General features: G+C 71.9%; 18 protein-coding genes and 1 tRNA gene. 10 read left to right on the forward strand and 9 right to left on the reverse strand.

The features are described from left to right. Nucleotides 1–8: 8 nt before the first annotated feature. Nucleotides 9–299 (forward strand): hypothetical protein, encoded by a 291-nt coding sequence (locus ABZ956_RS12985; protein ID WP_361891307.1) that lies wholly within the window; start codon nt 9–11, stop codon nt 297–299. Between the two features lie 36 nt (nt 300–335). Here ABZ956_RS12985 and ABZ956_RS12990 read toward each other — a convergent pair whose 3' ends face one another. Then, nucleotides 336–1,625 (reverse strand): glycosyltransferase family 4 protein, encoded by a 1,290-nt coding sequence (locus ABZ956_RS12990; protein ID WP_361891310.1) that lies wholly within the window; start codon nt 1,623–1,625, stop codon nt 336–338. Nucleotides 1,626–1,845: 220 nt separating this feature from the next. Between ABZ956_RS12990 and ABZ956_RS12995 the strand changes: the two genes are divergently transcribed. The 3 genes from ABZ956_RS12995 (at nt 1,846) to ABZ956_RS13005 (ending at nt 4,268) form a co-directional block, all read left to right on the forward strand. Beyond that, complete coding sequence (locus ABZ956_RS12995; RefSeq protein WP_361891313.1) at nt 1,846–3,045, forward strand: histidine kinase; 1,200 nt, start codon at nt 1,846–1,848, stop codon at nt 3,043–3,045. Continuing rightward, nucleotides 3,042–3,716: a response regulator transcription factor gene (locus ABZ956_RS13000; RefSeq protein WP_361891316.1), complete on the forward strand. Its 675-nt coding sequence runs from the start codon at nt 3,042–3,044 to the stop codon at nt 3,714–3,716. The genes ABZ956_RS12995 and ABZ956_RS13000 overlap by 4 nt, the downstream gene beginning before the upstream one ends. A gap of 180 nt (nt 3,717–3,896) precedes the next feature. After that, complete coding sequence (locus ABZ956_RS13005; RefSeq protein WP_361891319.1) at nt 3,897–4,268, forward strand: nuclear transport factor 2 family protein; 372 nt, start codon at nt 3,897–3,899, stop codon at nt 4,266–4,268. Here the strand turns inward: ABZ956_RS13005 and ABZ956_RS13010 are convergent. Together ABZ956_RS13010 and ABZ956_RS13015 are read right to left on the reverse strand one after the other, a co-directional pair. Continuing rightward, complete coding sequence (locus ABZ956_RS13010) at nt 4,258–5,085, reverse strand: helix-turn-helix transcriptional regulator (RefSeq protein WP_361891321.1); 828 nt, start codon at nt 5,083–5,085, stop codon at nt 4,258–4,260. The genes ABZ956_RS13005 and ABZ956_RS13010 overlap by 11 nt on opposite strands. Before the next feature lie 32 nt (nt 5,086–5,117). After that, nucleotides 5,118–6,923 (reverse strand): FAD-dependent oxidoreductase, encoded by a 1,806-nt coding sequence (locus tag ABZ956_RS13015; protein ID WP_361891324.1) that lies wholly within the window; start codon nt 6,921–6,923, stop codon nt 5,118–5,120. Between the two features lie 204 nt (nt 6,924–7,127). Here ABZ956_RS13015 and ABZ956_RS13020 point away from each other — a divergent pair, with 204 nt between their 5' ends. Then, nucleotides 7,128–7,433, forward strand: a complete 306-nt coding sequence (locus tag ABZ956_RS13020; protein ID WP_361891327.1) for a 4a-hydroxytetrahydrobiopterin dehydratase — start codon at nt 7,128–7,130, stop codon at nt 7,431–7,433. Between the two features lie 84 nt (nt 7,434–7,517). Here the strand turns inward: ABZ956_RS13020 and ABZ956_RS13025 are convergent, their stop codons facing one another. From ABZ956_RS13025 to ABZ956_RS13040, 4 genes are all read right to left on the reverse strand, one after another. After that, nucleotides 7,518–8,360: an aldo/keto reductase gene (locus ABZ956_RS13025; protein ID WP_361891330.1), complete on the reverse strand. Its 843-nt coding sequence runs from the start codon at nt 8,358–8,360 to the stop codon at nt 7,518–7,520. 115 nt (nt 8,361–8,475) lie between these two features. After that, nucleotides 8,476–10,302: an AMP-dependent synthetase/ligase gene (locus ABZ956_RS13030; RefSeq protein ID WP_361891333.1), complete on the reverse strand. Its 1,827-nt coding sequence runs from the start codon at nt 10,300–10,302 to the stop codon at nt 8,476–8,478. A gap of 208 nt (nt 10,303–10,510) precedes the next feature. Beyond that, nucleotides 10,511–12,511 carry a sialidase family protein gene (locus ABZ956_RS13035; protein WP_361891336.1) on the reverse strand — a complete coding sequence of 667 codons (2,001 nt, stop codon included), beginning with the start codon at nt 12,509–12,511 and terminating at the stop codon, nt 10,511–10,513. 102 nt (nt 12,512–12,613) lie between these two features. Next, nucleotides 12,614–13,546 carry an NADP-dependent oxidoreductase gene (locus tag ABZ956_RS13040; RefSeq protein ID WP_361891338.1) on the reverse strand — a complete coding sequence of 311 codons (933 nt, stop codon included), beginning with the start codon at nt 13,544–13,546 and terminating at the stop codon, nt 12,614–12,616. A gap of 158 nt (nt 13,547–13,704) precedes the next feature. On the opposite strand from ABZ956_RS13040, the gene ABZ956_RS13045 reads away from it, so the two are divergent. Both ABZ956_RS13045 and ABZ956_RS13050 read left to right on the forward strand, forming a co-directional pair. Next, the gene (locus ABZ956_RS13045; protein ID WP_361891341.1) at nt 13,705–14,253 is read left to right on the forward strand and encodes a MarR family winged helix-turn-helix transcriptional regulator; all 549 of its coding nucleotides are present in this window, start codon (nt 13,705–13,707) and stop codon (nt 14,251–14,253) included. A gap of 584 nt (nt 14,254–14,837) precedes the next feature. Further along, nucleotides 14,838–17,450, forward strand: coding sequence for a GTPase-associated protein 1-related protein (locus tag ABZ956_RS13050; protein WP_361891343.1), 2,613 nt, complete (start codon nt 14,838–14,840; stop codon nt 17,448–17,450). Between the two features lie 157 nt (nt 17,451–17,607). Here the strand turns inward: ABZ956_RS13050 and fdhD are convergent, their stop codons facing one another. Continuing rightward, the gene (gene fdhD / locus ABZ956_RS13055) at nt 17,608–18,441 is read right to left on the reverse strand and encodes a formate dehydrogenase accessory sulfurtransferase FdhD (protein WP_361891345.1); all 834 of its coding nucleotides are present in this window, start codon (nt 18,439–18,441) and stop codon (nt 17,608–17,610) included. Nucleotides 18,442–18,647: 206 nt separating this feature from the next. Here fdhD and ABZ956_RS13060 point away from each other — a divergent pair, with 206 nt between their 5' ends. Next, nucleotides 18,648–20,192, forward strand: a complete 1,545-nt coding sequence (locus ABZ956_RS13060) for an aldehyde dehydrogenase family protein (RefSeq protein ID WP_361891347.1) — start codon at nt 18,648–18,650, stop codon at nt 20,190–20,192. Nucleotides 20,193–20,202: 10 nt separating this feature from the next. Here the strand turns inward: ABZ956_RS13060 and ABZ956_RS13065 are convergent, their stop codons facing one another. Beyond that, entirely contained in the window at nt 20,203–21,534 is a 1,332-nt protein-coding gene (locus ABZ956_RS13065) for a DUF2254 domain-containing protein (RefSeq protein WP_361891350.1), read from the reverse strand. A 106-nt stretch (nt 21,535–21,640) separates the two neighbouring features. On the opposite strand from ABZ956_RS13065, the gene ABZ956_RS13070 reads away from it, so the two are divergent. Beyond that, nucleotides 21,641–21,728 (forward strand) — tRNA-Leu (locus ABZ956_RS13070). Between the two features lie 130 nt (nt 21,729–21,858). Further along, the gene (locus ABZ956_RS13075) at nt 21,859–23,343 is read left to right on the forward strand and encodes an HNH endonuclease (protein ID WP_361891353.1); all 1,485 of its coding nucleotides are present in this window, start codon (nt 21,859–21,861) and stop codon (nt 23,341–23,343) included. The last annotated feature ends 16 nt before the right edge of the window (nt 23,344–23,359 follow it).

Raw genomic sequence — 23,359 nt, forward strand, 5'->3', positions numbered from 1 at the left:
CCATGGACATGCCTGGCGAATTCGAGAAGCACTTCAGCAAGGCGCTGCCGGCGATGCTCGACGCCCTCACCGACGAGAACAGGCAATGGTTGGAAAGCCAGCCTCGGAAGGTGCAGGAAGAGATCGCGGCGCAGTGGGGTGAGGCGGAGGATCTGGCGGGTAGGGGGGTCGAGGCCGGGGTGCGGACCGTGTCGGTTGGGGAAGCGGGTCTCAACGACACGGAAGCGGGGCCCATCATGGCATCCCGGAATGCCAACCTGCTCGTCCAGGAGAGGCGGGGGATCAGTGGCGGGCCGTAGGTCTCCTGTGACGGGCGCGTCGTCCCCGTGGGACCGTCACGGCATGCGAGCTGTCAGCGCGCCGCGGCGCACGCGGCGCACCGCTCCGCGGGCCAGGAGGGTGCCGGTGGCCCGGTGCAGCGCCACCGTTCCCAGGAGCGGGTTGCCCTCGCGTGATCCGGCCGCACCCGGGGGAAGGGCGTTGCGGCGGGCGAGCGAGGCGGTGAGCAGTTCCTCGTAGCGACGGGCGGCGTCCTGGGGGGCGAAGGCTTGAGCGACGCGTTCGCGGGCGGCCACCCCCATCCGGGCGCGCAGCTGCTGGTCGTCCATGAGTCGCAGCAGAGCGGCGCTGTAGGCGCGGACGTTGTCGCGCGGTACCAGGAGACCGTCGACGCCGTCGCGAATGATCTCGCGTGGGCCGTGCGGGCAGTCCGTGCTGACCACCGGCAGTCCGCAGCGCATCGCCTCCGTGATGGTCATGCCGAAGGACTCCTGCGCCGAGGTGATCGCCGCTATGGACCCCTTGGCCCACTCCGGGTCCAGCCGGGTCACGGCCCCCATGAGCCGCACCCGGTCGCCCAGGCCGCGGCGTTCGACGTCGGCGGCGAGGCGGTCCTTCTCGGGGCCGCCGCCGTAGATGCGCAGGGACCAGTCGGGGCGCTGGGCGCTGATCCGGGCGAAGGCTTCGATGAGCATGTCGTAGCGCTTCACCCGGGTCAGGCGTCCGGCGGCCACGATGACCTTGGCGGTGGGGTCGGCCGCGGCCGCCGGGGTGCTGGGCACGCTGTTGGGAATGGCCGTGATCATGTCGTGCGGAAGGCGCAGGCCGCTGCGGTGCGCCCGGGCATCGGCCCGCGTCATCGTCACCAGCGCGTCGAGACGCGGGTACCAGAGTTGCAGTTGGCGGCGGAGACGGTGCGGATGGGTGTCATGCGTGACGTGTTCCTGGCCGATGCGCAGGGCGTCGCGCGGGCCGAAGCGGGCGAGCAGGACGTTGAGTCCGGTGCGGGCGCTGATCACGGCCTCCGCGTCGGTCGCGGCCAGCCAGTCGATGATCCGCTGCTCGGCGAGGCGGTGGTACTGGCCGGCGCGACTCTCGCCCGCGGGAAAGTAGACGCCGGGCTGTTTGGCGCGCGGATCGGCCATGTCCGACGCGGAGGGGCGGCGGTCCACCAGAGCGGTGAGGGGCATTCCCGGTGGCGGCTCGAGCAGCGGTCTCGCCCGGTGCCGGAAGACGGAGACGAGGCGCACGTCGTGCCGCTCGGCGAGGGACGCGGCCAGGTTGAAGGTGGTTCTGGTCGTGCCACCGATGGCATAGGCGTTGTGCAGCAGAAACGCGATGCGCATGGAGATGCCGTCCTCAGCTTTTCTCTGTTCTTAAAGGGCCGGGGCCCCAAGTCGGGCACCACCCAAGAAACGCTAAAAGCGGGTGACCGCTGAATCATCGGCAGAAAGTCGACGGCGTGCGGTGACGAAAGGATGAGTCACTGCTGCGGAATATACTTTGGTATAGCGCTGCGGCCTGTAGCGGTATGCCGGGCCTTTCGGCGACGTATGCTTCGCCGTTGTGAGCTGGAAAGAAATGTCCCGTGTCCGTCGTGATCGCATCACCGATGCGGCGGTCGTGATCGGGGCGGCGGGTCTTTCGATGGCCGTGGGCTACGCCCGGGCGCGGGGTGTGTGGCTGTACCCGCGGCTCACGTCGGTCGTCCCCCTGGCACTGGACCATGTCCTTCCGCCGCCGCTCAAGGGCCGCACGGATCTGCTGGTGCCGCTGGCGGCTAGTGCGCTGTTGTGGTGGCGGCGCCGGTGGCCGGTCCCCATCGCGGTGGTGCTGGCGCTCTTGTCGGCCATCTGGCCGCTGATCCCCGCCGCCCTCGTCGCCTTGTTCACCGCGGCCGCCCTTCGCCCCTGGCGGACCACGCTCGCTGTCACGGCGTGCGCGCTGCTGCCCTTCGCGCTGTACCTGGCGCTGCACTCGCACCTTGTCGGTGTGAGGATGCCGGCGGCGGCACCCACGGGGACTGTCCTGGTGGGCGTGCTGGTGAGCGCGGCCGTCGGCTGGGGCCTGTTCGTACGCGCGTCGCGCGAGAGCACCGAGCACGCCAGGAGGGAGGCGGCCTTGCGCGCCGACCACGTCCGTCAGCGCGAGCGCGAATCACTGGCCCGCGAAATGCACGACGTCCTCGCACACCGCCTGTCCCTGCTGAGCCTGCACGCGGGAGCACTGGAGGTGAACCCCGGCGCGCCCGCCGACCAGGTCAAGCAGGCGGCAGCGGTCATCCGCACCAGTGCCCACCAGGCTCTGGAGGATCTGCAGGAGGTGCTCGGCGTGCTGCGCGCCCCCCTGACCGACACGACACGGTCCGAACCGCCCCAGCCGGTGCTGGCCGATCTGGTCCACCTGGTGCAGGAGTCGCGCACGGCAGGCATGCGGATCGACCTGGACGAGTCGGTCACCGACGGAGCGACAGCGCCCGGTGCCACGGGGCGGACCGCGTACCGGGTCGTACAGGAAGCCCTGACCAACGCCCGCAAGCACGCCCCCGGCCAACCTGTGACGATCACGGTCCACGGAGCACCGGGTGCGGGACTGACCGTGGAGGTGACCAACCCGGTGCCCGAAGGCACCAGGCCCTGCGTCCCCGGGGGCGGGCTCGGCCTCATCGGCCTCCAGGAGCGCGCGGCCCTGGTCGGCGGTTCCCTCACCTACGGTCGGGATGGACAGACCCATCGGGTCCTTGCGCGGCTGCCGTGGCCCGCATGATCCGGGTCCTGCTCGTCGACGACGATGCCCTCGTCCGCGCGGGCCTGCGCATGGTGCTCGCCTCCGCCGACGACATCGAGGTCGTCGGTGAGGCCACCGACGGCGGTGAAGTCGAGGCACTGGTGGATCGGCACACCCCCGAGCTCGTCCTCATGGACATCCGGATGCCCACCGTCGACGGTCTGGAGGCCACCCGCCGCCTGCGGGCCCGCCCCCGGGCGCCGGAGATCGTGGTCCTGACCACGTTCATCAGCGATGACTACGTCCTGCGCGCTCTCCAGGCCGGAGCCGCGGGTTTCCTGCTCAAGCACACCCACCCCGACCGGATCATCGACGCGGTACGCCGGGCCGCGGCCGGCGAGCCGGTCATGTCGCCCGAAGCTCTGGGCCGGCTGATCGGTACGGTGACGACCGGCCCACGCGGCACCCCCGTACCGGCACCGGCACGGGTAGGTGAAGGTGAAGCTCATCGGCTTCTCGGCCTTCTCGGAGACCGTGAGCTGGAGGTCGCGGTCGCCATCGGCCAGGGAAAGACCAACGCCGAAATCTCGTCCGACCTCTATATGAGCGTGCCCACCGTCAAATCCCATGTTTCGCATATCCTCGCCAAACTCGGTCTGAACAACCGCGTGCAGATCGCCCTGTTGGTCTACCGCTCCGGCAGAGTGTGATCCCGACAACGACCGCCCCCCCACCGCCCCCCATTACCTGTCCGGTAATCGCCCACCCACCCCCCGTCCCGGCACAGTGAGTGCAGCGCCTCCCGGACCCGCGCACTCGGGTCCGGGGGAGCGTAGGGCCGGGGTTGCCGGCTGGTTCTGTTGTTGCTGTGTGGTGTTGAGGAGAGTGTCATGTCGCAGTACGAGAGCGCCGTCGTCCGTTACTTCGAGGCCTGGAACGCCGTGGACGCCGAGGCGCGGGGCAAGGCCGTTGCCGCCGCGTGGAGCGAGGACGGGAGCTACACCGACCCGCTGGCCGATGTCCGCGGGCATGAGCAGGTCGGTGCCGTCATCGCGGCGGCGCGGGAGCAGTTTCCGGGGTTCGAGTTCCGGCTGAGCGGGGTCGTCGACGGGCACCACGACACGGCGCGGTTCTCGTGGGAGCTGGTGTCGGTGGCCGACGGGGCCGCGCCGGTGGCGGGGTCGGATGTGATCACGCTGGCCGAGGACGGCCGGATCCGCTCCGTCCTCGGTTTCCTCGACCGGGTGCCGGCTACGGCGTGAAGCCCTGCCTCAAGGCGGCGGCCGTCTCCGCATCGGCGGGGAGGAAGGTCTCCAGGGCCAGTTCGGAGACGGTCACGTCCATGGGGGTGTTGAAGGTCGCGATGGTGGAGGTGAACGACAGGGTCCGGCCCGCGTGTTCGATCACCATCGGCAGGGCGAAGGGAAGCCCCGTCCCTTCGCCCACCGCCATCTCGGCGGTGCCGCCCTCGGGCAGCGGGTAGGCGCTGACCTCGTCGTAGAGGGCGCGCAGCGGGGCGGAGCGCATCAGGGCCAGCTGGCGTTCCATCTGGTGGAGCAGATGGCCCCGCCACTCGCGGTAGTTGCGGATGCGGGGGGCGAGGCCCTGCGGGTGCATGGTGATCCGCATGGCGTTGAGCGGGGGAGCGAGCAGCGGTTCGGCTATGCCCTCCATCAGCATGGCGATGCCGCTGTTCGCGGCCAGTACCCGGTAGGTGCCGTCCACCACCAGCGCGGGAAACGGCTCGTAGCCCTTCAGGAGCCGCTCCAGCCCCTCCCGTAGGCCGTCCAGCGCCGGGTCGTCCATCGGGCGCTCGGGGTAGTGCGGGGCGTAACCGGCCGCGACGAGCAGGGCGTTGCGCTCGCGGACGGGGATGTCGAGGTGGTCCGCGAGGCGCAGCACCATCTCCCGGCTCGGCCGCGAGCGGCCCGTTTCGATGAAACTGATGTGCCGGGCGGAGGAGTCGGCGCGCAGCGCCAGTTCCAGCTGGCTGACCCGCCGCCGGTCCCGCCATTCGCGCAGCAGCGCGCCCACGCCTACGCCCACGCCCGGCTCCGGGGCAACCGCAACAGTCGTCATGGGCCCGACCGTAACCCGAGCGTTCGCGCCCGTTACCCCAGATCGAAGGCGTTGCGCAGCCCGAGGCCGAGCCGGAACTCGTCCTGCCGCCTGAACCCCTCGAGTTCGGGCGCCCGGTAGAGGGGTGTGATCGTGCACCGCTCGGCACCGGAGCCCGCCTCGTCCAGCAGGGCGTTGACCGCCGCGCGGGCCGAGGCGTTGGCGCCCTCCATGGTGGCCAGATCGATGTCGACGGCCACGTAGTCGCCGGAGAGGAAGAGGTTGGGGATCGCTGTGCGGGCCTCGGGGCGGTTGTACCAGGTGCCGGTGGGGTGGATGAACAGCTGCTCGTCGTTGGTGGGCCGCGGGCCGAGCTCGACGGCCGGGTCCAGGAACCAGGAGTGCAGCTTCGCGTCGCTCAGGACCGTGCGCCCGGTGTCGTTGAGGCTCGCCTTCATCTGGGCCCACACCTCGCGGGCGACCTCCTCGCGGGTGCACTGCTTGGCGGTCTTGCCGTAGAGGATGCCGGGCCGGTCCCACTCGGAGACGTCGACGGAGAGGCAGTCCGCCACCGTGCCGTCGCCGTAGTCGCGCCGGAAGTCCCGTCCGGACCAGTACTGCGCCTGCCCCACGGAGGTGATCGACCACGGCGAGTCGATGTGGTTGATGTGGCCGTGAATGATCGGTGTGGGCTCGGTGAGATAGAACTGGATTCCCGTCATCCAGTCCGTCTCCAGCTTGTCGCACCGCGCCAGCCGCGGGTCCGCCGCCCGGACCTGTGCGTTCCAGGTCGTACGGGCGTGCTCGACCGGCATCGCGGAGACGAAGTGATCGGCGGTCACCGACTGCCGTGCCCCGCTCGCGTCCCGCAGCACGGCCTCGGTGATCCGCCCGCCGGCGAGCCGCAGGTCGCTGACGCCCCAGCCGGTGCGGAACTCCACGCCCAGCGACCGCAGATGGGTGACCCAGGGGTTGATCCACGCCTCGTTGGTAGGGGCGTTGAGGACCCGGTCCGGCTCGCCGTCGGCGCCCCGGCCCATCGCGTTGAACAGGAACGCCTCGATGCAGGTGGCGACGGTCTTGGTGCTGGCGACCTCGGCCTTGGTCGCGACGATGTTGCGCGTGATGCCGACGGCCAGCAGCTGCCGGTAGTTCGCCGACATCCGGGCGGCCTTGGTGAACTCGAACCACGGCACGCGTTCCCACTCCCGCGTCCTGCGCCGCTCGCAGCTGGTGAACCAGACCAGCAGCCGCCCCACGAAGTAGGCGATCTCATGGGCGGGCAGCCGTGCGAACGTCTCGCAGAAGGCCGTCATCATGCGCAGGAACGCGTCCGGCGTGAGCACCGGTGGCGCCTTGCCGATGCTCGCGAACGGTATCTGGATGTCCTCGCGGCCTCCGGTGCGGGCCAGCATCACCTCGCTGGATGCCACGAGGTTGTCGTGGCAGCCGCCCGCGTTCCCGGGGAAGGGGATGCGGCGCAGGGTGTCGGGCAGGTTCCGGTAGAAGCCGGGGATGAAGCGGAAGCCGTGTTCGCCGGGGAGCGGTCTGCGGCCGCCCTTCGCGCTGCCCGGGACGTCCATGCTGCGCGCCTTGCCGCCGAGGGCGGACTTGCGCTCGTACACCGTCACCTGGAAGCCGCGCTCGGCCAGTTCGTGCGCGGCCGTGAGCCCGGCGACGCCGCCGCCGAGCACCGCGACGGTGCGGCCGCCGGTGCGCCGTCGGGGCTGTGCGTGGGCCGTGCCGGCGAGTGCGGCCGTGGCGCCGAGCGCCGTCGCCCCGCCGAGCGTCGCCGTCGCGGCGGCGGCGGTCGCGCCGCCCAGGAACCCTCTGCGTGTGCTGCCCGCGCGATCCACCATGCCTCAGCCCCTACCGCCAGTAACTTGTCAGGTCCGGCGCCGGAGCATAAGAGCGTCCCCCTCGACCCGGAAGGCAGGTGGCGGCTCATCCGCGCCGTCGGCCGCACATTGGCGCGAAACCGCTGCCACCCCATGGGACGCTTGCATCACCGCCGGATCGCGGCGGCACGATCACGGGGCGACGACGAGACGAAGGGATGCGCGATGGCAGTCGAACCGCTCTCGCAGAAGGACGTGGAGGAGCGCCTCCAGGAACTGCCCGGCTGGACCACGGACGGCGACCGGATCACGCGCACGTACTCCTTCGGCAGCCACTTCCAGGCGGCGGCGATGGTGATCCATATCGCGCAGATCCAGGAGGAGCTCAACCACCACTCCGACCTGACCCTGGGCTACAACACCGTCTCCCTCGCCGTGAACACACACAGCGTCGGCGGCAAGGTCACCGGCCTGGACGTGGAACTGGCCCGCCGTATCGAGGCGATCGCCCCCGGGCACGGGGCACGTTGACGCACGACGGCCCCGGGACGGCGCAGGCGTCCCGGGGCCGCGGGAGTGGCGCGGGTGGCCGGCGGTGGCGCCGGACCCGGCGCGTCAGCTGAAGTCGAACTCGGCCGGGTCCGGGCCCAGCCGCGTGCCGTTGTCCAGGCCGGCGATCGCGGCGAGGTCGTCGGCGTCCAGCTCGAAGCCGAAGACGTCGGCGTTCTCCCGGATGCGGGAGGGGGTCACCGACTTCGGGATGACCACATTGCCGAGCTGGATGTGCCAGCGCAGGACGACCTGCGCGGCCGACCTGCCGTGCTTGGCGGCGACGCGGGCGAGCGTCGGGTCCTCCAGCAGGCCCCGGCCCTGGCCCAGCGGTGACCAGGCTTCCGTCACGATGCCGTGGCGCGCGTGGAAGGCGCGGAGCTCGGCCTGCGCGAAGTTCGGGTGCAGCTCGACCTGGTTGACCGCGGGGACGACCGAGGTCTCGGCGATGACCCGCTCCAGCTGCGCGGGCTGGAAGTTCGAGACGCCGATGGCCTTGGCGCGGCCGCTCTCGGCGATCTCCACGAACGTGCGGAAGATCGTCAGGTAGTCGTCGCGCATGGCCCGGGGCCAGTGGATGAGGTAGAGGTCGACGTAGTCGAGCCCGAGCCTGCCGAGCGAGGCGTCGAACTCCCGCAGGACGCTCTCGCGCGTCCACGTCTCGGAAGCGCTGTTCCACAGCTTCGTGGTGACGAACAGTTCGTCACGGGCGATGCCCGAGGCGGCCAGCGCCTTGCCCGTGCCCGTCTCGTTCTCGTAGATCGCGGCCGTGTCGATGCTGCGGTACCCCGCTTCGAGGGCGGTCGTGACAGCGGCCGTCGCCTCGTCGTCCGGGACCTGCCACACGCCGAAGCCGAGCTGCGGCATCTCGACGCCGTTGTTGAGGGTGATGGTGGGGACCTTGCTCACGGGCAATCGATCCTTACGTCCGTCGGATGAACACTTACCCCATGGTCAACCCGTAGCTTCCGGATCGCATTCCCGATACACCTAATTTTTCCGGGCAGGGGGACAACGGGCCACGTCAGGTGGCGTACAGCGCGTCGACTTCCCTCGCATAGGCTTTCTCGATCGCCTTCCGCTTGAGCTTCAGCGTGGGCGTCAGCAGCCCCTGGTCCTCGGTGAACCGGCTCGCCAGGATGCGGAACGTGCGTATCGACTCGGCCTGTGAGACGAGGGTGTTGGCGGCCACCACGGCCCGCCTGATCTCGGCCTCGAGCTCCGGGTCGTGCACCAGTTCGGAAAGGGGTGGCAGGGGCTTGTCGCGCAGGGCCATCCAGTGCGCCACCGCCTCCTGGTCGAGGGTCACCAGGGCCGCGACATAGGGGCGGTCGTTGCCGACGACGAGGCACTGGGCGACCAGCGGGTTGGCCCGGACCCGTTCCTCCAGGGGGTGCGGCGAGACGCTCTTGCCGCCGGAGGTCACCAGGATCTCCTTCTTCCGCCCGGTGATCGTCAGATAGCCGTCCTCGTCCAGCGCGCCCAGGTCACCGGTGGCCAGCCAGCCGTCGCGCAGGACGAGGTCCGTGGCGCGCCGGTCGCCCAGATAGCCGGAGAACACCTGGCCCCCGCTGAGCCAGATCTCGCCGTCGTCGGCTATGTGCACGCTCGTACCGGGCACGGGCCGGCCCACGGTGCCGAAGCGCGTACGCTCGGGCGGATTGGCGACGGCGGCGCCGGTGGTCTCCGTCAGCCCGTACCCCTCGAACACCATGATGCCCGCGCCCGCGAAGAACAGCCCCAGCTCCCGCTCCATCGCCGAGCCGCCCGACATCGCGTGCCGCACCCGCCCGCCGAGCGCCTCGCGGATCCGGGCGTAGACCAGCTTGTCGAAGACCTGGTGCTGTACGCGCAGCGTGGCCCCGGGCCCCGGGCCCCGGCCGAAGGCCTTGTCCTCCTGGGCCCGCGCGTACCGCACCGCGACGTCGACGGCCTTCTCGAACGGCTTGCCGCGGCCCTCCAGCTCCGCCGTGCGCCGGGCCGAGGCGAACAACCCCTCGAACACATAGGGGACGGCGAGGACGAACGTCGGCCGGAACGACTGCAGGGCGGGCAGCAGCGCGGCGGCCGACAGCTGCGGCTGATGACCCAGCTTGACCCGGCCGCGCACCGCCGCGACCTGCACCATCCGGCCGAAAACATGGGCGAGGGGGAGGAAGAGCAGGGTGGATGCCTCGTCACCGGGACGCGAGTGGAAGACCGATGCGTACCGGCGCAGGACGTTGTCGGCCTCGGCCATGAAGTTGGCGTGCGTGAGCACACAGCCCCGGGGACGGCCCGTGGTGCCGGAGGTGTAGATGACGGTCGCCGGGGAATCCGGGGTCACAGCCATGCGGTGCCGGTGCACGACCTCGTCCGCGATGCGCGTCCCGGCCCCGGTGAGCTCACCGAGCGCGCCCGCGTCCAACTGCCAGAGGCGGACCAGGCGCGGCAGCCGGTCGATGACCGAACCGATGGTCATCGCGTGGTCCTCGTGCTCGACGACGCAGGCCGAGACGTCCGCGTCGTGCAGCATGCCGAAGACCTGCTCGGTGGAGGACGTCGGGTACAGCGGTACGGGCTGGGCGCCCACGCACCACAGCGCGAAGTCGAACAGCGTCCACTCGTACCGGGTCCGGGACATGATGGCGACCCGGTCGCCGAACCGGACCCCCTGGGCGATCAGGCCCTTCGCCAGCGCCAGGACCTCGTCCCGGAACGCGCCCGCGGTCACGTCCCGCCACCGGCCGTCCCCGCCCCGGCGGCCGAGCGCCACGCGGTCGGGGTCATCGGCGGCATAGTCGAACACGACGTCCGCCAGTCCTCCGACGTGGGGCGCCGTCACCAGGGAAGGGACGGTGAACTCGCGCAACCTCTCGCTCCTCGCGACGCTCCGCACAGCGCCGTGACCGTACCCGATACCGTCCCCCCGCGAACCCCTTCGACCGGCCTCGTCTCGTGTGATGGACCGGGTCCGACCGGATCTGCACCGAAACTCTTCGATACCTCTCCCAGGTGTGCACGCGGTTGTCCTCAACCGTTCCGGGGCCCGTCGGACCCTCTGACGCTCCGGCTGCCCCTCAGCGGCGGGAAGCGCCGACCCGGCCGCCGGGGTCGAGGCGGTCCAGAGGCAGCCACAGCACCGCGGCGTCGCCGCGAGCGGGCGGCGCGTTCGTCGCCCGCAGCGCCGACAGCTCCCCGTCCGCCAACGCTCTCCCGTACACCCGTACCTCATCCAGATCCCCCTTCAGGAACGCGCGCGCGTCCGGCTTCTGCCCCAGATGCACCCCGAACGTCGAGTTCCGGCTCACCGACCCCGGCACATCGGGCACGGCGCTGGACACACCGTCCACGGTCAACGTCAGCTTCCCGCCCGTACGACGCAGGGCCAGGTGATGCCACCGCCCGTCGCCGTACCCGCCCGTCGACCGGACCGTCGCCGTCCGGGACGGGCCGGGCCCTTCGGCGAGCGCCGTCACCTGCCCGGCGATCCGCCCCTGCCCCGGCTCCCCGCGCAGTGCCACCTGCGGTGCCCCGCCGACGCCGCCCATCCACAGCAACGGCTGCTCGCCCCCGGCCTCCGTGGCGCGGTAGCGGAACCACAGCGCCGCCGTGAAGTCCCGCGCGCCCAGCGGCAGCGAGGCCCGGAAGGGCAGGCGCACGGCGTCGTCCTCGCCGTCGAACCCGAGCCCGGCGCCGAACCGGCCCCCGACCGGCCGCCCGCCGCCGAGCACATCCGCACCCCGCCCGCCCGGCGCCCGGTCCGGCGTCGTCGGGTCCGGCCCCCGCCGGGCGCCCAGCCACCCCTCGGTGAACCGCGCGAAGCGGATCTCCTGCCGGGCATCGGCCTTCCCGGCCTCGTAGAGCAGCCCCGTCGTGCCCTGCCCGATGACCGTCATGTCGGAGTAGCCGGACCAGTCGGCGGTGACCCGTCTGCCACGCTCGGCGCTCTCCCAGGTGCGCCCCTGGTCGTAGGAGGAACGGATGGTCAGCGTGCGGCGGCGGTCGGGGTCGGCGGGCGCCGAGAACAGCCAGCGCCCGGGCCACAGCGGGGCGACCGCCCCCTGCACCATGGGCGAGTACAGGTCGGGCAGGGCCCGGAACGGCGCGGCGAAGCTCGCTCCGCCGTCGCGGCTGACGGCCTCGTCGCGATGGCCGAGCTCCGTGCCGTCCTGCTCCCGCCCGTTGACATACACCGCGCCGTCGCTCCGCTCGGCCAGGGTCAGCTCGGAGGGCTTCTGACGGTAGGTGCGGTCGGTCGTGACCTGGTGCGTGTCCACCGCGCCGAGCCGCCAGTGCGCCCCGCCGTCGTCGCTCAGCGCGAGCGCCGCGTGGTTGGCCGAGGTGCGGGACCCGTCATGGCTCTCGGCGTTGAGGCCGATGACCAGGCGGCCGCGGTGCGGCCCCCGGGCGAGCTGGATGCCGTGGCCCGGGCCCGTCGCGTACCAGGAGTTCCAGCCGGCGGGCCGGATCCTGGGCGTCAGATCCCTCGGCCGCGACCAGCTGAGGCCGTCGTCGTCGCTGTACCGCAGGTGCGGGGTGCGGTCGCAGGGCACTTCGCAGTTCCCGGCATCGCGGCGGCCCTCGTTATAGGTGGTGGCCAGCACGATCCGGCCGGTGCGGCCGTCCACGACGGGCGCCGGGTTGCCGTGCGTGTCCCCGTGGCCGGGGTCCACGATCCGCAGCGGCTCCCAGCTGCGGCCCCCGTCGGTGGAGCGCTTGAGAACGAGATCGATGTCGGTGGCATCACCGCAGTTGTCCTTTCTCCCCTCGGCGAAGGCGAGGAGCGTGCCCCGGGTCGTGGTGACGATCGCCGGGATGCGGTAGCAGGCATAGCCGTGCCCCGGTTCCCGGCCGGCCTTGAACAGGACCTGTTCCTCGAACCCGGCGGACGCCGGAGCGAGGGACGCCCCGGGCTCCCCGGCGGCCGCCGGCGTGAGGCAGAGGGCGAGCAGCGCACCGCACAGAACGGCGGGGGCGGCAGCGGCCCGCCATCCGACGCGGGGGCCGGGCAGAGGGCCCGACGGGATCAGGGGAGTGGGAACGGGCCGCCGGTAACCGATGGGAGGATGCGCCGCCATGGCCCAGCCCTTTCGCGTCAAGGCCGTTTCAGGCCCCACGTGTCCGGTGCGCCACCGTACGGGGCAGGCGTCGCTCCCACAACGACCGTCCGGCAAAACGACTCACACGGGTCGCAATATCACCTTGCCCTGGTTGGCGCGGGCTTCGATGATCTCGTGCGCCTTGGCCGCGTCCTCCAGCGGCAGCTCGACGTGCACCCGCGGCCGCACCCGCCCGGAGGCGTACAGCTCCCACAGCTCCCGCCGCCACCGCTCCATCAGCTCCGGCCGGTCCCGGGCTATGAGCGCCATCTGGAAGCCGATGGCCGATTTCGCGCCCACCAGCAGGTCGTACGCCTCGATGGTTCCGCCGCCGGAGCTGTAGGCCACCAGCCGGCCGCCCGGCGCGAGCGCGGCGAGGGCGGGAGAGAGCAGCTCGCCGCCGACGGCGTCGAGCACGATGTCCACCGGCTCGCCCCACGACGCGTCCTCGTACGTCACGACCTCGTCGGCCCCCAGCGACCGCACGAAGTCCGCCTTGGCCGCCGAGCCGACCGCCGCCACGACCCGGCCCGCCCCGCGTGCCTTGGCGAGCTGCACGGCCAGATGGCCGGAGCCGCCGGCCGCGGCCGTCACCAGCACCGACTCGCCCTCGGCCGGCCGCGCGGCCTCGTACGCGCCGAGGGCGACCAGGCCGCACCGCACGAGCGCCACGGCGTCGGCGGCGTCCACGCCGGGAGGGACCGGGGACGCCATGGCGGCGCGCAGGACGGCGTGGTCCGCGTAGCCGTCGGCGAAGCACAGGCCCGTGACCCGATCGCCGACCGCGAAGCCGGTCACCTCCGGGCCGACGGCGATGATCTCGCCGGCCACCTCGCCGCCCACGCCCGCGGGCAGCGGCATCCCGCCCTCGCGGACCTTGCGGACGACCGGCAACGTGACACCGATCGCCTCGGTCCGCAGCAGCAGCTCCCCCGGCCCGGGGCTGGGCACCGCCGTCTCCTCGACGCGCAGAACCTCGGGGCCGCCGTACTCGTGATACCGGACGCGCCGCATGGGCACACACCTCCACTGACACATACACACACTGACGGGACGACAGACCGGACCGGCATAACGTTGGGGCTCCCAATATTGGGAGCCCCAACGTTGGTGGTCCCTATGGTACCCGACTTCGTTGGGAAGTCCAATGGTTTGTTGGATACGCTCACCCCATGACCGCCATGAACTCCGCGAGCTCCACGGCAGGCCCGGCAGGCCCGGCAGGAACAGCAGGAGCAGCAGGCCCGGCAGGAGCAGCAGGCCCGGCAGGAGGCGAGTCCTCCGCCGGTGAGCCCGCCCTCGCCCGCATCCGCACCCTCCCCAGCTGGCTGCTCAACCGCGCCTCCGCCCGGGGCCGTCGCCTCGTCGCCGAGGCGCTGGCCCAGGACGGCATGCGCATGCCGCACCACGCCGTGCTCTCCGCGGTCGCCGACCTCGGGCCGGTCGCCCAGGCCGAGCTGGGCCGGACCACCGGCTTCGACCCCAAGGACATGGTCGGCATCCTCAACGACCTGCAGGCCCAGGAGCTCATCACCCGCGCCCCCGACCCCGCGGACCGCCGCAAGAACGCCATCGACCTCACCCCCGCCGGCCGCCGCCGGCTCGCCCGCCTCGCCAAGCTGGGCGACGAGGCGAACGAGGCGCTCCTCGCGGCGCTCTCGCCCGCCGAGCGTGAACTCTTCCTCGCTCTCCTCACCCGCGTGGTCGAGGGCGACGACTGAACTTCCCCCCAAAGCCGGGGCGACGACGCGCCGGATCTGGTGGGATGTCACCCGCAAGTGGGGCGAAGGTGGAGAGCCGGAGGCGTGGCGGCCGTCCGCCGGCCCCCACTGGCCGTACACAGGGCGTGAGCGCGGAAAGAGCCAAGCGGGAACAGGCAAGGCGCACGGGCGGACGAGAGGCGAGAGCGGGCCGCAGGAGAGGCGGGAACGGCCGGACGAGAGGCGGGAACGGGCGAGCAGGCGCGCACGAACAGGCGGACAGGTGCGGTAAGCGGACGGCCGGGCGCGGTAAGCAGTAAACGGAACGCAAGCAGCCGAACGCAGCCGACGCAGCCGACGCAGGCGAAGCGGCCGACGCACACGCCGCCGTCAGCAGCGAAGGCAACGCAAGCACCGGGCAACACAGGCACCGGCAACGCAAGCACAGGCAACGCAAGGGCAAGACGCGCCAGCACAAGGCAACGCAAGCGCAAGACGCGCCAGCACCAGGCACAGAAGCACCAGGCACAAGCACCAGGCACACAAGCACCAGGCAAACGCACGGCAAGGACCAAAAAGAACAACAAGGCGAAACGGGGTGTCGCGTGAATCTGCAGCAGCTGCACTACACCTCCACCGCCGCCACGGGCCCGGACGGCTCGGGCTTCCGCTTCACCGCCGCGAGCCCCGAACTGCCCATCACCCTGCTGGGGGAGGCGGAGCAGCTGATCGGCTACGAGCCCCCCTCCGACGCCCCCGACTGCCCGTCGCCCGAGGAACTCGCCGGGTTCCCCGTCGCGTTCAGCCACAACAGGCTCTCCGACGGCAGCCGTCTGCTGTGCCGGACCATCCGCACCGGCCCGGGCCGTGGTGGCCGTCACGGCAACTTCCACGCCCACGCCGTGCGGCTGCCCGAGGGCGGCGGGCTGCCCGGCGGCCTACTGCCGATCGAGGCGTGGGAGTCCCCGTCCTGGGCCGACCGGACCCCCGGCGACGGCGTGCCGGAGCCGCTGGCCGCGCTCACGCCCGCGCGGCGCATCGACAAGAAGGGGCTGTTCGACTTCGTCCACGCCCGCGCGGACCGCCTCGAGCACTTCCTCGCGGACGTACGGACCCTCTTCCGCACCCCCGACGCCCCACAGCTGCTCGTCATCGAGCGGGACAGCGCCCACACCGCGCTCTGGATCGCCATCGCCAGCGCCGTCCTGCCCCGCGAGCTCGCCGACCGGCTCACCTTCACCACCTACACCCGCCGCCCCATGCTGGCCCGGCAGCAGATCGTCGGCGCCTACCCCGACGCCGATTTCGACTTCGTCTCCGCCGCCGCCCAGCGCCGCTACCGCGTCCACGACTGCACCGGAGGCTCCTCCAGCCCCGCCCGTGCCGAACGTGACCTCTGGGCGGCCGTCGCGGCCCGCATCTGGCTCGCCGGCCACCCCGCGCTGTTCGCCGAGGCGTCCCGCCGCGGCGGGCCCGGAGCCGGACGGGACTCCGGGGACGAGGCGGAGCGCCTCGCCGCCCTGGCCGCCCGCGAAGGCATCACCCTCGACTCGAACGGTCGTACGGCCGCGGCTCGCTGGGCCCGCCAACACCTCTCCCGCGACGGCGTCGACGACCCCCTCGGGAGCCGGCTCCTCGCCACCCTCGCCGCCGGCGGCACGGACCGCACCCCGGAGGAGTGGACGGTGCTCGCGTCGCTCACCGACGAGCTCTCGACGACGACGTCGTCCCGCTCCTCCCTCGCCCCCCTCCGGCGCGACCTGCGCGCGGAACTGGACCGCGCGGCCGACACTCCCCAGACGCCGCTCGTCCGCTTCCTGACGCTCCTGCGCCTCGCCGAGGCGCTCAGAGTGGACCGCAGCGCCGTCATGCCCGTCCTCACCGCCCGTCTCACCGCCGCCCTCCTCGACGAGACATCCCCCGACCGCAAGGTCGTACGGGCCGCCCTCGACACCCACCCCGCGCTGCGGACCGCGGTGCTCGACGCCCTCGACCGCACCGCGGCCACCGAGGACCCGCGCGCCCTCACCCACCTGCTCGCCGCCGAACTCCCCGGCGCCGACCTCACCGGCCGGCCCCATCTGCGCATGGCCGCCGCCATGGCCGAGGACTCCGCGCCGTTCGTCGACTACAGCTACGGCCGCGGCTACGGCTACACCTGCAACTACGACGACGACCAGGACGACGACAAAGACGGCCAGGGCTACGAACAGGGTTACGACCGGGGCTACGGCCAGGGCTACGACGAGGACGACGGCCGTCCCAGCCCGGCCCACACGCAGGACGAAGCCGGCCCCGACGGCCCCCGGCCCACCGCCCGCCGCCACGACGCGGCCCCCCAGGACCCGCCTCCCGAGCAGGACCGGATCGCGCTCCTGCACAAGCTCATCGAGGCCGCCGACCCCGAGCACCAGGACGCCCCGTCCGTCCTGCGCACCGCCTACCGGCTCGTCTGGGGCGACGAACCGCTGGGCTCCGACGAGGCCGTCGTCCTGCTCGACACGATCCCGGCGGCCTCGCACCAGGCCGCCGGCCTCGCCCAGCCGTTCGTGCGCGCCGCCCTCGACAGCACCCCCGACGACCCCGCCGCCCCCCTCCTCGCGAAGAGCCTCCTCAAGAGCGTCCTGGTCAGCGGCGCCGACCTGACCCCGCGGGAACGGGCCGCGCTGCTCCTCCTCGAACAGGCCGGTGACCTCGAGACCGGTGAGGCCCTGCCCGGTTACACGGCACGCGTGGTCGGCCTGCGCCGCCAGGCCGCCCCGCTGGAAGCCGGCATCGAGCAACGCCTCAGCGACGCCCTGGCCCGGCGGCTGCTGTGCATGGACCCACCCCCCGCCCCCGGCGAACTGCCCGACCTCATCCACTCCGACGACCGGCACCTCCTGCACGCGTACGCGCGCGAGGCGCGCGGCGCCGCGGTGGCCGGCCTGCTGCGCCGCGAGCGCACGTACGTCGCCGTGTGCTTCGTCGCCTGGCACACCGCGCCCGACGTGAGCGAGCTGTGGGAGGAGATCCGCGCCGATCTGCTGGCGTCGGTGCTGCGGCCCGAGGTGCGGCGGATGTCCACCGAGGACGTGGAGGAGATCCGGCGGACCCTGCGGCAGGTCGGCGGCCCGTGGGCGGAGATGTTCCACGAGTGGGACCGGTTCGGGGTGCTCGGCAGGCTCAGCGGCCGCTGGCGCGGCCGGCCCGGCGGCTGCAAGCACGGCCGCCCGTAGGCCCCGGCACTCCTCTCACCGCGGTATCCCTCTCACCCCGCGACGACGCGTCTCACCCCAGGAGGACGCGTTCCACCCCAGAACGGCGCGTCTCATCCCAGGACGACGCGTCTCACCCCAGGGACCCAGGGCCCCGAGGACCCAGGGACGACGCGTCTCACCCCAGGACCACGCGCTCTTCCCCCGCGTAGACGTTCATCGACGCACCGCGCAGGAAGCCGATCAGCGTCATGCCCGTCTCGGCGGCCAGGTCGACGGCGAGTGACGACGGCGCCGACACGGCGGCGAGCACCGGGATGCCGGCCATGACCGCCTTCTGGGCCAGCTCGAACGACGCCCGGCCGGAGACCAGCAGCACGGCCCCGGACAGCGGCAGCAGCCCCTGCTGCAGGGCGCGGCCGACGAGCTTGTCGACCGCGTTGTGCCGGCCCACGTCCTCCCGTACGTCCAGGAGCTCGCCGTCCGGTGAGAACAGGGCCGCTCCGTGCAGGCCGCCGGTGCGGTCGAAGACGCGCTGGGCCTCGCGCAGCCGGCCGGGCAGCAGGGCCAGGAGCTCCGGCTTCAGGCGCACGTCCGCCGGGCCGTCGGCGAGGGGCCAGCGGGCGGTGGTGCGCACCGCGTCCAGGCTCGCCTTGCCGCACAGGCCGCAGGAGGAGGTGGTGTAGACGTTGCGTTCGAGGGTGATGTCGGGGACGGACACGCCGGGCGCGAGGCGGACGTCGACGACGTTGTACGTGTTCGCGCCGTCGTCGGTGGCGCCCGCGCAGTAGACGATGTTCGCCAGTTCGTCCGCGCTGCCCAGCACCCCCTCGCTGACCAGGAACCCGGCCGCGAGCGCGAAGTCGTCGCCGGGGGTGCGCATGGTGATGGCGAGCGGCTTGCCGTTCAGCCGGATCTCCAGCGGCTCCTCGGCCACGAGCGTGTCCGGGCGGGTGGTGACGGCCCCGTCCCGGATGCGGATGACGCGGCGTCGTTCGGTGACCCGTCCCATGTCGATCAGTCCCGGTGGTCGGTGGGTTGGCGGTGGACGGTTCATTCTCGCGGGTGCGCGCGGGGCGCCCGCGCCCGGCCGGGCGCCGGCACGTGACGTGGGCCTCATCGGCGGCAGGCGCCTCACCTTCCGTACGCCCCGTGGCTACCGTTCGGTAGGAAGCGCCAATTCCCCGCCCGACCGTGCACCGAGAGCGGAGATCACCGATGGCACCCACCCTCACCCTCAAACCCGGCACCGAGTGGGCCACGGCCTGGCAGCGCTGCCGGGCCGTCGCCCCCGAGGCCTTCCGCGAGGACCGCGTCCTCAACCTCTGGAACGGCGCCTGGCAGGCCGACGGCCGCCCGCTGCCCGCCACCACCCCGGTCGACGGCACCCCCATCGCCGGCCCGCCCCGCCTCGACGCGGCCACCGCGCGCTTCGCCGTACGGGCCGCCCTCGACCAGCACCGGGCCTGGCGCGAGGTACCGCTCGCCGACCGCAAGGCACAGGTCGGCGCGGCACTCGACGCGATGGCCGAGCACCGTGACCTCCTCGCGCTGCTCCTCGTCTGGGAGATCGGCAAGCCGTGGCGGCTGGCCCGGGCGGACGTGGACCGGGCGATCGACGGCGTGCGGTGGTACGTGGCGGAGATCGACCGCATGGTGGCGGGCCGCTCGCCGCTGCCCGGCCCCGTCAGCAACATCGCCAGCTGGAACTACCCGATGAGCGTGCTCGTGCACGCCATGCTCGTCCAGGTGCTGGCCGGCAACGCGGTCATCGCGAAGACGCCCACGGACGGCGGCGTCGCCTGCCTGACCCTGGCCAGTGCGCTGGCCACCCGCGAGGGCCTGCCGGTCACCCTGGTCAGCGGCAGCGGCGGCGAGCTGTCGGAAGCGCTCGTGCGCGCCCCGGAGATCGGCTGCGTGTCGTTCGTCGGCGGGCGGGACACCGGCGCGCGGGTCGCCACGGCGGTCGCGGACCTGGGCAAGCGCCACATCCTGGAACAGGAGGGCCTCAACACCTGGGGCATCTGGAACTTCACCGACTGGGCCGACTTCGCCCCGCGGATCCGCAAGACCTTCGACTACGCGAAGCAGCGCTGCACGGCCTACCCGCGCTTCGTCGTCCAGCGGTCGGCGTTCGCGGACTTCCTGGCCCACTACCTCCCGGCCGTGCGCGAGGTGACGCTGGGCCACCCGCTGGCGGTGTCCGACCCGGCCGGGCCGCTGCCCGAGCTGGACTTCGGTCCCCTGATCAACGCGGCGAAGGCGAAGGAACTCGGGGACCAGGTGGCCGAGGCCATCGACCGGGGCGCGATCCCGCTGCACCGCGGCGACCTCGCGGCCGGCCGCTTCCTGCCGGGCCAGGACACCAGCGCGTACGTCCCGCCCGTCACCCTCCTCAACCCGCCCTCGACCTCACCGCTGCACCACGCGGAGCCCTTCGGCCCCGTCGACACCATCGTGCTGGTCGACACCGAGGCCGAGCTGCTCGCCGCCATGAACGCCAGCAACGGCGCCCTCGTCGCCACCCTCTCCTGCGACGACCCGGTGGTGTACGAGCGGCTGGCCCCGCAGATCCGCGCGTTCAAGGTCGGCCACGGCACGCCGCGCTCCCGCGGTGACCGCGAGGAGCTCTTCGGGGGGTTCGGGGCGTCGTGGCGGGGCGCGTTCGTCGGCGGTGAACTGCTGGTGAGGGCCGTGACGCAGGGGACGACGGCGGACGAGCGCGTACCGGGCAACTTCCCGCACTACCACCTCATGCCGTAGGCGCCGCGGCTCAGCCGATGCCCTGCCGGTCCGGCCGCAGCGCGAAGTCCCGGTCGGCCGGCTCGCGCACCGTACGCTCCACGGCCTGTTCCAGGAGCGTGCGGTGGCGCTCGAGAGGCTCGCGCCGCCCGGCGGGCGCCAGTCGCGCCAGATCCTCCAGGGCGGCCATCAGCCGCCGGGTCACCTGGGGGCTGCCGACGGCGCAGCCCCGGATCTCCGCGAAGCCGAGGTCGACGAGGTCGGCCCACTCCGGTACGTCCTGCACCAGCCGGACCGTGCCCTTGCGGTCGTAGTGGTGCAGGGCGCCCAGCGGTCGCCCGGACACGGCCGCCAGGATCTGCACGATCCGGTCCAGGCACTGCACGGCCGTCGTCGGGTCGTTCACGGCCGGGGACAGGGCGCGCTGGGCGATGTCCGACAGCTGCCGCAGACCGAACCCCAGGTCCTGGTGGAACGTGCGCTCCACCCCGACGGAGACGGTGTAGCGCAGGGCCCGCTGCGGCGGCGCCACGGCCCCTCCGTGCACCGCCAGCACGGGCGTGCCGGGGACGACGAAGTCCCCGATCCGCGGGATGAGCCGCAGCACGACGCCCTGCCGCCGGGCCGCCCGCACCAGCCGCGCGATGTGCACGTCCCGCAGCACCCCGGCCCGGCCCCGGTGCGGGATCTCCGCCCCCGCCGCCGGCAGCCCCGGGTGCCCGGCGTCCGCCACCCCGTGCCGGTCCAGCACCCGGAACGATTCCCGTGCGATGCGGTCGATGACGTGGCTGATCCGCATCAGCCGCAGCGTGGAGTTCACGTACGCCACGAACAGCCCCAGGCTCAGCAGCACCATCAGCACACACGTGACGCTGGAGAACACCGGCACCGTCGAGACGGTCCGTGGGTCCTCGTTCCCCTCGTAGGAAGCCTGGACCAGCAGCGCGAAGAGGAACGTGGCGAGGAAGACGGCGAACGTGCACTTGGTGATCCGGCTGCGCACATACAGCCGCACCACCCTCGGCGAGAACTGCCCGCTGGCCATCTGGAGCGCGACCAGCGAGATCGAGAAGACCACACCGATGAAGGTCAGCATCGCCGACCCCACCGTCGTGATGATCGTCTTCATGTCGTCCGCGATCGCGATCAGCGACTCGATGTCCCCGTACTGCCCCTCCTCCCGCAGCTCCCGCACCACGAGGTTGTCCAGCTCCAGCACCCCCAGCGCCAGCACCGCCGCCCCCACCAGGCCGACGGTCGGCGTGAACCAGAAGGTGTCCCGCAGGTGCTCCCGCAGCGGCGAGAGGGGCCGTGGCCGCCGGCGGACGGCACCCGCTGCGGGGAAATGTCCCTCTTTGTCCATGATCGGACCCTATGGCGCGGAAGAAATCCCTGGTGAAAGGCGCTCCGAAACCTTGATAGAGTTATCCATGTCGCCGCGGGGAACACCCCGCGAAGACAGACACCTTGTCCGGGTGGCGGAATGGCAGACGCGCTAGCTTGAGGTGCTAGTGCCCTTTATCGGGCGTGGGGGTTCAAGTCCCCCCTCGGACACCACAGAGAAAACCCCAGCTCAGCTGGGGTTTTTCTGTTTCTCGGGCTGTAGCGTGACCCCGCCGTGTGCTCCGCTCCGCCCGGATCGGGCGCCGCGGACGCCAGTGTCAGTGGCGGCACCTACTGTGCGTGCATGAACGACAACCCACAGAAGCCGATGACGGCTCAGTGCTCAGCCCGCCCCGAGGCCACGCACAGCGCAGCCCCTCCTGAGGGGTCGGGCGCCGATGCGGAGCCGAAGGGCGTCGCGCTGTATCACGACATGCGGGTCGAAGAGGACTTCACCAAGTGCGCCACCCGCCTCTTCTCGATCCTCAAGAAAGCCGCGGCGACGAGCCCCGGCGCTCCGCGCCACCTCTACCTCGACATTCAGGGGCACCGCAACGCCGCCGGCGACTACGACGAGGACGCCTTAGAGATCATTCATGATTTCCTGCGGGGATTCCTCGGTCCGTATCTCACGGAGATCAACACACCGCTCTACCAGGCGAGGAACCCCGAGCCGCAATGTGAGGACATCCCTGATGTCCTGAACATACGGGACCCCGGCCGTGGACACGCCTACGACCACCGCGAGCTGCCCGTACGCAATCGGGACAGTCACCCCGACCGGCGCCGGTCCAGACCCCCGGTCCGGGCCATCGCCGACTATCTCGGTCTCGATGAGCCCATCTGCCTGATCTGCTGGCAGGCGCCGGTGGAGAGAGCCCATGTGGTTCCGGAGTCGCTCGGCGGTTCCAACGATGTGCGCAACTTCGCCCTCCTCTGCCCGCGCCACCACCGTGAGGCGCCCGATGTCGCGGACGCCGAGGCGTTCTGGTCCTGGGTCGACTACGCCTGTGAACGCGACGGCCATATGAAGTGGGAGGGTGTGGAGCCTGAAACGCTGGCGAAGGCGGAACGCGTCGGCCTTCACATCGAGACGTCTGGGTCAGTGCGGAAGAGCCTGCGTCATTTCGATCGGGTCCGTGACGAACTTGTGCGTCACTACGGCTGGTGCCCGGAAGACTTCGCGGGCGGCGACCACTGGGGATCACTGATGGCAGAGTTCCACACGGTGATGGACGCGGCGACCAGCACTCACTTTAACGTCGCCAAGAAGGCATCCACCGAGGCATGGGCTTTCGAAGTGGCTCGCAGACGCCTGAGAGGCTGGGCTGTGGAGCACGAGGCCGGCGATGACCGGCCGGCGGTGCCGAGCCGTCCGTCGGTTGAATTGGCGGAACGGACGGTGCGCAAGTCGCCTGACAATGGTGGCGCGCGGAGCCTGGTCGATGCCGCACGGCGGGCCGACATCGCGATCGAGGCGGCGGCACTCGTGCGCGACATCATCGGTTCGACCGGGGTTTCGAGCGCTGAGGAGGTGCTGCGGGGCATCAAAGAGGAGGTGGCAGACCGCACAGCGCAATTCGAACGTCTGGCTGATGAGTTGACGGGGTACACAGTCTGTCGGTACTGCGGCCACGCTATAGCCCGGATCGGGGACGCTCCCTGGCGCCACAGCGCTGCGGCGCCCATGTCCCGTGGCTGCCGCGCGGCCAGTTTCGACCGGGACGGCACTTGGGACGATTCCCTCGATCGAGCGTGGAAGGCGAGTCCGCCGAAGACGTATCGGTGAGCTGTCCGCAGACGCC

Origin of the sequence: Streptomyces sp. NPDC046261 (assembly GCF_040646235.1) — a bacterium.
Lineage (GTDB): Bacteria > Actinomycetota > Actinomycetes > Streptomycetales > Streptomycetaceae > Streptomyces.